Origin of the sequence: Streptomyces sp. AM 4-1-1 (assembly GCF_029167625.1) — a bacterium.
Lineage (GTDB): Bacteria > Actinomycetota > Actinomycetes > Streptomycetales > Streptomycetaceae > Streptomyces.
In genome coordinates, this window is the sequence record NZ_CP119145.1 from 936,283 (window position 1) to 946,766 (window position 10,484).

Annotated in this window: 11 protein-coding genes and 1 pseudogene; 8 read left to right on the plus strand and 4 right to left on the minus strand. The window is 69.0% G+C overall.

Annotated elements, in window-relative coordinates; all coding sequences use genetic code 11:
- Positions 1 to 452: 452 nt before the first annotated feature.
- Entirely contained in the window at positions 453 to 923 is a 471-nt protein-coding gene (locus PZB75_RS03800) for an NUDIX domain-containing protein (RefSeq protein ID WP_275533864.1), read from the minus strand.
- A 2-nt stretch (positions 924 to 925) separates the two neighbouring features.
- Positions 926 to 1,645 (minus strand): XRE family transcriptional regulator, encoded by a 720-nt coding sequence (locus PZB75_RS03805; protein WP_275538568.1) that lies wholly within the window; start codon positions 1,643 to 1,645, stop codon positions 926 to 928.
- Between the two features lie 273 nt (positions 1,646 to 1,918).
- On the opposite strand from PZB75_RS03805, the gene PZB75_RS03810 reads away from it, so the two are divergent.
- Both PZB75_RS03810 and PZB75_RS03815 read left to right on the plus strand, forming a co-directional pair.
- Positions 1,919 to 2,170, plus strand: coding sequence for a hypothetical protein (locus tag PZB75_RS03810; RefSeq protein WP_275538569.1), 252 nt, complete (start codon positions 1,919 to 1,921; stop codon positions 2,168 to 2,170).
- Complete coding sequence (locus tag PZB75_RS03815) at positions 2,158 to 2,403, plus strand: hypothetical protein (protein WP_095681949.1); 246 nt, start codon at positions 2,158 to 2,160, stop codon at positions 2,401 to 2,403. Before PZB75_RS03810 ends, PZB75_RS03815 begins: the two co-directional genes overlap by 13 nt.
- Positions 2,404 to 2,965: 562 nt before the next feature.
- On the opposite strand, the gene PZB75_RS03820 is transcribed toward PZB75_RS03815, so the two are convergent.
- Positions 2,966 to 3,835 (minus strand): GntR family transcriptional regulator, encoded by an 870-nt coding sequence (locus PZB75_RS03820; protein WP_275533865.1) that lies wholly within the window; start codon positions 3,833 to 3,835, stop codon positions 2,966 to 2,968.
- 179 nt (positions 3,836 to 4,014) lie between these two features.
- On the opposite strand from PZB75_RS03820, the gene PZB75_RS03825 reads away from it, so the two are divergent.
- The 6 genes and pseudogenes from PZB75_RS03825 to PZB75_RS03850 all read left to right on the plus strand — a co-directional run bounded on the left by PZB75_RS03825 (position 4,015) and on the right by PZB75_RS03850 (position 9,658).
- The gene (locus tag PZB75_RS03825) at positions 4,015 to 4,368 is read left to right on the plus strand and encodes a hypothetical protein (RefSeq protein ID WP_093854933.1); all 354 of its coding nucleotides are present in this window, start codon (positions 4,015 to 4,017) and stop codon (positions 4,366 to 4,368) included.
- On the plus strand, positions 4,365 to 5,768 hold the full coding sequence (locus PZB75_RS03830) for an FtsK/SpoIIIE domain-containing protein (protein ID WP_343286215.1): 1,404 nt from the start codon (positions 4,365 to 4,367) through the stop codon (positions 5,766 to 5,768). Before PZB75_RS03825 ends, PZB75_RS03830 begins: the two co-directional genes overlap by 4 nt.
- A gap of 35 nt (positions 5,769 to 5,803) precedes the next feature.
- Positions 5,804 to 6,532 (plus strand): DUF2637 domain-containing protein, encoded by a 729-nt coding sequence (locus tag PZB75_RS03835; protein ID WP_275533866.1) that lies wholly within the window; start codon positions 5,804 to 5,806, stop codon positions 6,530 to 6,532.
- A gap of 150 nt (positions 6,533 to 6,682) precedes the next feature.
- Entirely contained in the window at positions 6,683 to 8,128 is a 1,446-nt protein-coding gene (locus tag PZB75_RS03840; protein ID WP_275533867.1) for a replication initiator, read from the plus strand.
- Positions 8,128 to 8,352 carry a helix-turn-helix domain-containing protein gene (locus PZB75_RS03845; RefSeq protein ID WP_275533868.1) on the plus strand — a complete coding sequence of 75 codons (225 nt, stop codon included), beginning with the start codon at positions 8,128 to 8,130 and terminating at the stop codon, positions 8,350 to 8,352. Before PZB75_RS03840 ends, PZB75_RS03845 begins: the two co-directional genes overlap by 1 nt.
- A pseudogene (locus PZB75_RS03850) lies at positions 8,352 to 9,658 on the plus strand (tyrosine-type recombinase/integrase). The gene PZB75_RS03845 and the pseudogene PZB75_RS03850 overlap by 1 nt, the downstream one beginning before the upstream one ends.
- A gap of 196 nt (positions 9,659 to 9,854) precedes the next feature.
- Here the strand turns inward: PZB75_RS03850 and PZB75_RS03855 are convergent.
- On the minus strand, positions 9,855 to 10,466 hold the full coding sequence (locus PZB75_RS03855; protein ID WP_275533869.1) for a hypothetical protein: 612 nt from the start codon (positions 10,464 to 10,466) through the stop codon (positions 9,855 to 9,857).
- Positions 10,467 to 10,484: the final 18 nt, after the last annotated feature.

Genomic DNA, 10,484 nt, shown 5'->3' on the forward strand with positions numbered 1-10,484 from the left:
GACTCGGGACAATGGTAGCTGCCCGCGCTTGGACGATACTCCCATCCGGCATGATTACCTGCCCCAACCCATCCGGAATGCGCACCGACCTGGGACCGGCCCCTTCGACATGGAGTCCCTTCAAGAACTCTGCAGCGCCGTCATTATCCAGCCATTGACCCTGCTGATTCCCGGTACTACGAGCGCGATCGGTCAGAGCCTTCGTGTTCTTCGCTCCGGCACCATGAGTCTTGAATGTGTGCCCCCACGTCTTCACGCTATTGGCGGCCCAATTTGTGCAGTTGCTGTTGTGAACGAGTACCGGAGTCTGCCCCGCCAGCACATAGTACGTGTGCTACGCGAAGCCTTCGACCTGCTTTTTCGCAGGTCAAGTGCGGTTTGCTGGTCCGGTGAAGTGCGTGGGCGTCCGTGGTTGTGCGGGGTTGTTGCCGTCGCTACTGCCGTCAGACGGTTCAGCCCAGGTACGGCTTCTCGCGCTGTTCCAGGAAGTGCTGGAGCCTGAGTCGTTGGGTGTGGTGCATCGGCAACTGCTTGATCTCGTCCGGCGGCACGAACCGGACCTCGGTGGACTCGTCGGAGATCTCCAGCCGGCCGCCGGTGATGCGGGCGGTGAAGCAGACGTTGAACTGTCGCCGAACCTCGCCGTCGGTGTAGGCGATGATGTGTTTCGGGTCGGTGTAGGTGCCGACCAGGCCGGTGATCTCTACGTCGAGGCCGGTCTCCTCTTTGACCTCGCGGACGGCTGTGCCTGGCAGGGAGTCGGTGAGGTCCATGCCGCCTCCGGGCAGGGCCCATAGGTCGTTGTCGCGGCGGCGCTGGAGAAGGATGCGCCCGTGGTCGTCGGTGACGACGGCGGACGCGGCGACGACCATGCTGGTCGGCTTGGGGGCGTTCGGGTCGTCGTAGTACTCGGTGCGGGCCACGGTCAGCCTTCCTCTTGTACGGGGGTTGCCGTCGCCCACACGGCGTCGAAGCTGTCGGTGTAGGTGTCGAACATGCCGCGTGTCTCGTGTCGGCGAAGATGCCATACGGGGGCGGCGTAGGCGTTGACGCCCCAGACGTGTGCGTTGACGAGTTGCTGGTCGTCGGCGCGGTAGAGGGAGTTGTAGAGCGTGGTTGCGTGGGTCCGGACTTCGATGCCGGGGGTGTCGGCGGGCGGTTTGTAGTGCATGAGGGCGAGGCGGCAGCGGGAATCGATGCCGTGGCCGAACCGCTCCTCCTGGCCGCGGGCTTGGACGTTGTCGCTGTCGGGGTCCCCGATCGCGATGCGGACGGTGCAGCCTTCGGCGGCGCGTTCGGTGAGGAGTTCGTTCAGCCGCGGGTACGCCTCGTGGAGGAAGACGGCCGCGTAGACGAGGATGTCGATCCGTTCCCGGGCCTGGGTCAAGAGGTCGGTGAACGTCGAGACGGGGAGGTCGGCCCGCTGTTCGTAGAGCGCGACCAGTTCGGGGCTGATGGCGCGGGCGGGGCGGGCCTGGCGGAGCGCCGGCCAGAGTGCGTGCACGTCTTCTCCCAGGGCCTTGGCCGCCTGGAGGGCGGTGGCACGGCGTGGGATACGCCCGAGGTTCACCCAGCGCTCGACCGACTTGGGGTCGACCTCGACCTGCTGAGCGAGTGCGGCGTACGTCCAGCCTCCCGCCGCCATGACGGCTCGTAGTCTCTCGTTCGGCACGAGTCTCCCTCTTCGCCCCAGGACGGCACTAGGGACGTTCTACATGGTGCAGGACGTCCTGGAGTGGGGTTTGGTGGAGGTTCCTTCGTCCCGGTGACCGGCGTGAGGATCGGTGCCGACCCTGCGGCACCAACAGGCGCAGGGGCATGCATCAACGCCGCTGAGGAGCGTCACCGTGCGAATGAGCGCCACCCCATGTGTTCCCGCCCTGCGACTGGACGCCCGGTCGCGGACCGCCTCGCCGGGGTGGTCACGATGACGGCCCCCACCCCTGATGCCGACGGGCACACCGTCTCGCCCGATGCCGGCGCCCTGGTGGTCGACCGGCGGAGCGGCAAGGTGGGCGTGGTGATGGGGCGTGTAGGGCCGTGCGTGCAGCTTCGGCCGCCGTGCGGTGGCCGGGAGTGGGACGTGCCGCCAGAGGACGTACGTACGCCGACTCCGGCGGAGGAGTTGAGCGCGAAGGTGGCCGTAGCCAACCGGAGGTGGGGACGGTGACCCCTCGCTCGGTCCTGCGCTACGAGACCTGGACGCTCCAGCCCGACCGCGAGCCGGACGCGGAGCCGGTCCTGTACGCGATGCAGTGCGCCGTGGATGAAGAGACGTCGCCGACCAGCGAGGACTTCGCCGAACCGCAGGACTGGGTACTGCGGCACTGCGGCCAGAACCCGTCCCACCACACCTACCGGGAGATCATCACCCGTCCCTGGCGGACCTGGCGCCAGACGTGACCCACCTCGCTCGCCCAGGCGCCTCACCGCGCTGACCCACCCGACTCCCGTCCCTACCGGGCGCAGCCGATCGAGGTTCCCCCGCACTCGTCAGCCCCGGCAGGGACGGGCCCTCACGCGCGTGTCGTGCCCATGACTGTGGGGGTTCTGGCCTCTGCCGCAGAAAGTCAGCCACGACGGCGGGCGCGCCGAACGATCACCCGCCACGTGTGTCTCGCTCAACCCCGCACCGGCATCAGCCCAGTTATCTCCATCGTCACGGCCCCCAGCCAGGCAGCAAACATGGGCCGTCTGGGACGGCGCGAGCTCGCCGGGCAACCTCTCAGGTGCCCGGCCAGTCTGCTGCTGAGCGGTCGGACCGGGGCTTCCGATTTGTGGTCCGGCCTACGCTCCCGGGCTCTGCGCGCCGAGTGGTCGGCGGCCGTCGCCAGCGGGGCGGCAGACAGGAGCGGGCGGCGGTCACCGACCGCCGGCGCGCGGCGGCCCGCGTCAGCGGAACGCCCTTGATCAAGTAAAGAAACTCTGAACAGCTCACGCACTGATCGAGTTGCCCGGTCGATGGTCAGGGCCGCTGTTGCCGGCGCTTCTTCGATTCGGCCAGCGCGGTGTTCAGCTTCTCGCTCGGCGACATGTCCGGCTCGGCGTCGTCGTCATGCAGGGGTGGCAGGAACAGGCCGCGTCGGCTCTTCTCCCGCTTGACCTTCCGGCGCTCGCCGTAAAGCCGCTGATGCTCCTCCCGAACCACGTCCCATCGTCGGTCGAGCTCTGCTTCCCGCGCCAGCAGCTCCTCGTCGCTGAGGTCGGCGAACTCGGTGGCGGCCACACGTGCCTCGCGGGCGATCTCATCGCGCAGCAGGTAGTTCGTGATCGTCCCGTGGTGCTTGCCCGGCTCCGGTTCCTGGCGGACGAAAACACCACGTCCTTTGACCGCGTACACCAGCCCGTCCTGCTTAAGGCGCCGATAGGCGTTCTGCGCCGTGGAGTTGGCGACTTTGAATCGCTCTTGGATCTCCCGGGCGGGAGGGAGCTGGGAGCCTGGAGGGTAGGTGCCTTCCAGGATTTCCCGGCGGAGGATGTCGGCGACCTGTGCGTACGGCGGTCGGGGATCACCGTTGTAGATGACGTCGACTGGCCAGTCCGCCCCTGCGGCATCGGCTTCCTCATGATCACCGTCGACCTCTTCGGTGCTCCCGCCGACGGAGTCGCTGACGTAGCTGCCCCGGCCGAGCTGGGAGTAGACCAAGCCTTCCTGCTTGAGCACGCGCAGAGCGTTCTGGACGGTGGAGCTGGACACCCCGAACCGATCACCCAGCACGTTGGCCGAGGGCAGGCGCTCGCCGGAGCGGTACTCACCGTTCAGGATCACGTCCCGCAGGGCCTCGGCGGCCTGGAGGTACGGCGGCCGGGAGTCCTCGTCCAAGGGCAGGGTCATGCCCCCACGGTATCGCCAGCAAGCCGTAGCGATACAGACACATCCCCGGGTTCCCCACCTGACCGCCTACCAACCTGATCGAAGTCACAACCTAATCGACCTTGCAAGTTGAGCGATCATCTCCTTATGCTCCATGTCGAGCCGATCAAGCGGCTCCATCGAACAAAGGGTGTGATGGCATGGCCATGACTCGAATCCGTGTTGCCCTGCTGCCGTCGGCGGTGTGCATCGCGGGCACCGACCCGGCGCTGAAGATCAAGGACCAGCAGACTGGGGAGGTCGCCACGGACCGGGAGACCGGGGCGTCGCTGTACACGGTGACCGTGATGCTCATGGAGGACGGCCGGGCCGAGGTCCTGAAGATCACCGTCCCGGAAACCGGCCTGGCCGCCGGGCTCAAGCCGGGTGTGATGGTGCGGCCCGTGGAGCTGTTCGCGACTCCGTGGGCGCGGATCTTCAACGGTCAGCTCTCCGACGGCGTCGCCTACCGGGCCGCCCGCCTGGAGCTGGTGACGGTGGAGGCGGCCCAGTGATCCGCTTCGAAAATTCCGGGCCGGAATACGCGCCGGACGTGCTGCTGGCCGTGGCCGTGCTGGTCGGTGTGTGGCTGCTGGTGAGGGTGGTGTGCTACGTACGGGCCGACCGGGACACGCGCGTGAGCATGTGGCAGGCCGTGCGGGTGCGGTGGGGCTGGGTACGGCTCGCGCGGATGGCCGGGCTGACGGTCACCGACAAGACCCCGGGCCTGCTGGGGCAGATCACCGCGCAGAAGGACGGCCCCGCCCCCGCGCCCCGAGTCCTGACGCCGAAGATCAAGGTGAAGCCGGACCGGTTCGGTGTGATCGTGCGGGCCCGGACGCTGCCGCAGGTCGGGGTGGAGGAGTACCAGAAGTCGGCGCGGTTCCTGGCGGATGCCTGGCGGTGCACGCGGGTGTCCGTGCTGCCGGACGGCCCCGGCAGGGTGGTGATCCGGGGCGTGCGCTCCGACCCGTTGACCACGCCGACCACGCACCGGCCCACTGGCCTCCCGCCCGTGGACCTGACGCGTTGGGAGCTGGGCATCGATGAGTACGCCGCGAAGGTATGCGTGTCCCTGGCCAACGTGCCCGGGGTCACGGTGGCCGGCGCCCCCGGTGCGGGCAAGACCTCGGGGGTCAACAAGTTCGTCTGTGACTTCGCGCCGTCTGCGTCCGTGCAGTTCGTGACGGCGGACGGCAAGGTGTCGCGGGCCTCGGAGGGCGACTACGCCGACCTGGTCAAGCGGATGTTCGCGTTCTGCGGGGACGACCTCGATGAAGCCAACGCGCTGTTCAAGCGCATGGTGGAGCTGCGCAAGCGGCGTTCGGCGACCATCCGGGACGTGCTGGGCGTGAAGAACATGTGGCACGTCGGCCCCTCGCCGCAGTGGCCGCTCACGGTCCTGATCATTGATGAGGCGCACACGTACTTCCGCGAGTACAAGGGCAGCGACCCGGCCACGAAACGGCTGGCCGCGCTGACGGCGGAGAACGCCCGGCTGGTGGAGGACCTGGTCAAGAAGGGACGCAGCGTCGGCATCCTGGTGATCCTGATCAGCCAGAAGACCACCGGCGACGCCATCCCCACCTTCATCCGCGACGTGTGCCCCATCGGGCTGTCCTTCGCGCAGAAGACCGTGGAAGCCGCGGTGGCCGCGCTCGGTGACGACATCCGCAACTGGCCCGATGCCAGCCCGGTCACCTTGCAGGACCCCGCCTACGTCGGCGTCGCGGTGATGGCGATGCAGGGCCGCCCCGGCTACACCCGCATCCGCACCCCCTACGTCTCCGACGCCGACGCCGCCCGCGTCGCCGAAGCCACCTCGCACCTGACCGCCGACCCGGACCTGTGCCTGGACGCCCTCCTCGCCTCGACCGGCCGGACCACGGCACCCCTGCCGTCGCTCACCAAGTAGCCCCGAAAGCCCACACCGGAAAGGAGGTTGAGGACATGGCGGAGGAACGGTTCACCCGGCGCACCGTGACCGTGGTCATGGCGGTCATCGCGGCCCTGGCCTTCGTCTTCTCCTTCGGCAACGTCTGGGCCCTCGCCCTGCGGCTCGGCGTCCCCCACCCGATTGCGCCACTGATCGCCCCCATGGTGGACCTGTCCGTCGTCGGGCTCCTGGTCGCCCTGCGCTTCCTGGCCCTGCGCGGCGTCCCCAAGGCAGAGCTGAAGGCCGGTACCCGGCTGCTGCACCTGTGCGGCCTGCTCACCCTCGCGCTGAACACCGCCGAACCGCTGCTGACCGGACGCTACGGCCGGGCCTGCCTGGACACCGTCGCCCCGCTCCTGCTCCTCGGCTGGGGCCACGTCGGCCCCGCCTTCCTCGCCCAGTTCCACACCCGTCCCACCCCGCACCCGGAGGCCGCCGCCACTGTCTCCGAGCCGGTGCCCGACGAAGCACCCGCACCCCCGACGCCCGCCCCGGTCGTCGCCCTCTCCCCGGTTGAGGAAGCCGAGCCCGCTCCGGCTCCGGCCGTCGCTCAGCCCGTCGTAGTCGCCGAGACGACTCGGCCCGCCTCCGGCCTGGCCCTGCCGGTCGCCCTGCTGGACGCCGCTCGGCGCATCGCGGACACCCACCGCGCCGAGCACGGAACAACAATCACCGCCGCCCACCTCGGCACACGCATGGGCATCGCCCTGCCGGTGGCCACCGCCGCACTCGCTCAGCTCTGAGCACCGGCCCTCACCGGCTGAATCCCCCTCTCTGAACCCACGCCCGCCCCCGGGCCTGGTTCGTCATGCCCCGAGCAGCACCAACACCCCTACCTGACGGGCTGGTTGCTGCTCGGGGCCACCCACCCGAACAGAAGGGACACACCCCGAATGGTCACCCTGGACCTGCGCCACGTGGCAAGCCCCGCCGTACGGGACCTGCTCCACCTCGTCAACCACCCCGACTTCGACCGCGCACAGCAGCAGATCGAACGCCTCAGCGGCTGCACCGAACCCGTCCGCTTGACCGGACAGACCACCACCGTCGACACGGCGACGGGTGAGGTGCTGCGCTCCTACACCTCCTCCGACGAGCCGACGGGCAGCCTGCTCACCGCGTGCGGCAACCGCCGTGCCTCCCGCTGCCCGGCCTGCTCCCGCCTCTACGCCGCCGACACCTACCACCTCATCCGCGCCGGCCTCTCCGGCGGCAAGACCGTGCCCGACACCGTCCGCACCCACCCCCGCGTCTTCGCCACCCTCACCGCCCCCTTCTTCGGCCCCGTCCACAACCGCCCCACCACCCCCGGCGGCGACACCCGGCCCTGCCGCTGTCGCAAGCTCCACGACCCCACGGACGCCCTGCTGGGCACGCCGCTGAACCCGGCGACGTACGACTACACGGGCGCGGTCCTGTTCAACGCCCACGCCTCCGCCCTGTGGGCCCGCTTCACGATCTACCTCCGTCGGGAGATCGCCGCCCGGCTCGGCCTGACCCAGAAGGCCGCCTGTGCCGTCCTACGCGTGTCCTTCGCCAAGGTCGCCGAGTACCAGAAGCGCGGCCTGGTCCACTTCCATGCCGTCATGCGACTCGACGGCCCGGACGGCAGCAGCCAGCCCCCGCCGCCGTACGCCACCGTCGCCGTACTCACGAAGGCCGCCCGCGCCGCCGCCGCGCGGGTCCGCGTCACGGTGGAGTCGGATGCGGTCGGGGATCGCGAACTCGGCTGGGGCAAACAGTTCGACGTGCGCGAGATCGCGGCCTTCGGCACTGACGCCGAATTCACCGACCAGGCCGTGGCCGCCTACGTGGCGAAGTACGCCACCAAGTCCGCCGACGCCTCCGGCACCCTCGACCACACCCTGTTCTGCCGCCCCTGTCAGGGACGCGGCGCCACCGTGTTGCCCCACGGGACGCCGCTCCCGTGCACCGCGTGCGATGGGACCGGGCAGGCTCGCCCGCTGTCCCGGCTACCCGTCGCCCGGCACGTCCGGCAGATGATCCGCACCTGCTGGGAGCTGGGCAGGCTGCCGGAGTTCGCTCACCTCAAGCTCTGGAAGTGGGCGCACATGCTCGGCTTCCGGGGCCACTTCTCCACCAAGTCCCGCAGCTACTCCACCACCCTTGGCGCGCTGCGCGACGCCCGCCGCGCCTGGTGTACCGAACAGGCCCGCACTCATGCCGGCCTGCCCGAGCCGGACCCGACGACCACGCTCGTCGTCGGTCGGTGGGACTACCTGGGCTCGGGCTACAGCCCCGGCGCCGCGCTCCTCGCGGCCGGCGTGTGGCACCGCAAGGAAATGGAACGGCAGTTCATCGCGGAAGGGGGCTGCTGATGATCTCGCCCCCGCCCACCGTCCTCCGTACGGAGGCGACCCCGGTGCTGGATCTGCTCACGGTGCCCCAGGTGATGGCCCGCCTCCAGCTCGGCCGCTCCGCCGTCTACGACCTACTCCGCACCGGCCAGCTCACCTCGATCACCCTCGGCCGCGCCCGCCGCATCCCCACCCACGCCCTCACCGACTTCATCCGCACCCGCCTCGAACAGGACGCCGCCTGATGACCACGCCCCGCGACACCCCCGCCTCCCGCCGCGTCCGCGCCAACGGCGACGGAACCGTCTACCAGCGCAAGGACAGCCGCTGGGAAGCCGCCGGATACGTCCTCGCCCCCGGCAACACCCGCAAGCGCATCCGCGTCTACGGCACCACCCGCAAGGAAGCCCTGGCCAAGCTCACCGAGAAGATCTCCGCCAGCAACCGCGGCCTCCCCGTCCCGTCCGCTCAGGGCAGCCTGGCCGCGTACCTGACGTACTGGCTCGACGCGGTCGCCGTCCACCAGCTCCGCGAGAACACCCACACCCGCTACACCGCCGTCACCCGCCTCTACCTCATCCCCGGCCTGGGACGGAAGAAGCTCGCCAAGCTCACCGCCAAGGACGTCCGCACCTGGTTCAACCAACTCCGCACCACCTGCCAGTGCTGCACCCGCGGCCTCGACACCGCCCGCGCCCGAGCCCTCTGCTGTGCCGCCGGAAAGTGCTGCTCCAAGCGGCTCTCGCCCCTGACCCTGGCCTACGTGCACTCCGTACTCAAATCCGCCCTGGAGCACGCCGTGCGTGAGGAGGAGATCCCGCGCAACGTCGCCCGCAACGTCCGCACCGGCACACCCCGCCCCCGCCGCTTCGAACCCCTCACCGCCGACGAAGCCCGCAAGTTCCTGGCCGCCGCCAACGGTCACCGGTTGCAGCCGCTGTTCGAACTCGCTCTGCACACCGGGCTCCGCAAGGGCGAACTCCTCGGCCCGCGCTGGGAAGACCTCAACCTGGCCGGCGGAACCGCCAGCATCCGACGCACCCTCCAACGCACCAACTCCAGCGGGCTGACCGCCCTCCCGACCAAGACCAAGAGCTCCGAACGACGCATCGCCCTGCCGACGCCGTGTCTGCGCTCCCTCGAACAGCACCGCGACCGACAGCGCAAGGAACGCGAGGCGGCGGGGACGGGCTGGAAGGACAGCGGCTACGTCTTCACCCGCCCCGACGGCGCCCCGATCGAAGGGTCCACCCTCACCCGGCACTTCAACATCCTGCTCCGCCAGGCCAGACTCCGCCGCATCCGGTTCCACGACCTCCGCCACTCGGCGGCCACCCTCCTCCTGGAGCAAGGAGTGGAACTCGTCGTTATCAAGGAGCTGTTGGGCCACGCCCACATCGGCGTCACCGCCACCGTCTACGCCCACGTCCGCATCCGCCTCCAGCGCGACGCCATCGACACCCTCAGCACCGCGCTCAGCAGTGTGGGATCAACGAGACGGCCAGCTCCAATGACGACGAACCGCCACCTTGCGCCGCTCTCGTCCGCTGACGTTGCCGTCAACTACTGCCGTCACCCCGCACAAAAGCCCCGCCCGGACTCACCTGACGGGGCTTCCTATTTGCATAAGCGTACTTCTGTGCGGGGCTCGGCACCCGGGCCGGATCATGGAACTCGACGAGGAGTCTTGGTTCCCATGATGCCGACGGAGCATCCCGCCGAAACATCGGCGGGATGCTCCGTGCCGTTACGGCCGCCTACCGCTCGGAGGTCCATAGTTGGCGGTCAGGGTTGCGGCGTACCCGTCCGGGACGGTCCGACCCGCGAAGGTCAGTGGGAGATACGACTCCAGAGCGCCTGACACCTCCAGGAAGGGCCCGAACTGCGCGCGCCATTCATTCCGTGCGGCCACGTTGGGAAACCCCCGGAAAACTGCAATCTCGGGATCTCTTTCACCCCAACATCCCCATCTTCCGGAAGCTCCGGTCACAGCGATGACGTTCGCAGAGATTGCAATCGACCCCATGATGTCACCGTCCGGCTCGTGACCGATCGCCGCCCAGTAGTTGTCCATGTCAGCCTCTACGGACAACGACAACGCCGGATACATCCGATACTCCGGACGGTAGAAGTCATCGCAATCCGGCTCAAGAACCAGCAGTTCGACGTGACTGTCGCCATGCCACCGGGCCATCGCGCAGAGCGCCGGCCAGAATTCCGGGGTGAGGACCGCATCGAACTCACAGAACAGCGAGCCCTCCACACCCTCTTTGAAGACCTGGCCAGGCAGCCTGGCATCAAGATCGAAGGTGGCTGCACTACGGGAGCGAACACCCAGATAGCCGTTGCGATCGATCACTATCGAACCTGCCTCTGC

Excerpts from the sequence above, each read along its gene's own strand:
- PZB75_RS03805 (WP_275538568.1), bottom strand. The coding sequence starts at position 1,645 with ATGGCGGCGGGAGGCTGGACGTACGCCGCACTCGCTCAGCAGGTCGAG.
- PZB75_RS03820 (WP_275533865.1), bottom strand. The coding sequence starts at position 3,835 with ATGACCCTGCCCTTGGACGAGGACTCCCGGCCGCCGTACCTCCAGGCC.
- PZB75_RS03840 (WP_275533867.1), top strand. The coding sequence starts at position 6,683 with ATGGTCACCCTGGACCTGCGCCACGTGGCAAGCCCCGCCGTACGGGAC.
- PZB75_RS03825 (WP_093854933.1), top strand. The coding sequence starts at position 4,015 with ATGGCCATGACTCGAATCCGTGTTGCCCTGCTGCCGTCGGCGGTGTGC.
- PZB75_RS03835 (WP_275533866.1), top strand. The coding sequence starts at position 5,804 with ATGGCGGAGGAACGGTTCACCCGGCGCACCGTGACCGTGGTCATGGCG.
- PZB75_RS03845 (WP_275533868.1), top strand. The coding sequence starts at position 8,128 with ATGATCTCGCCCCCGCCCACCGTCCTCCGTACGGAGGCGACCCCGGTG.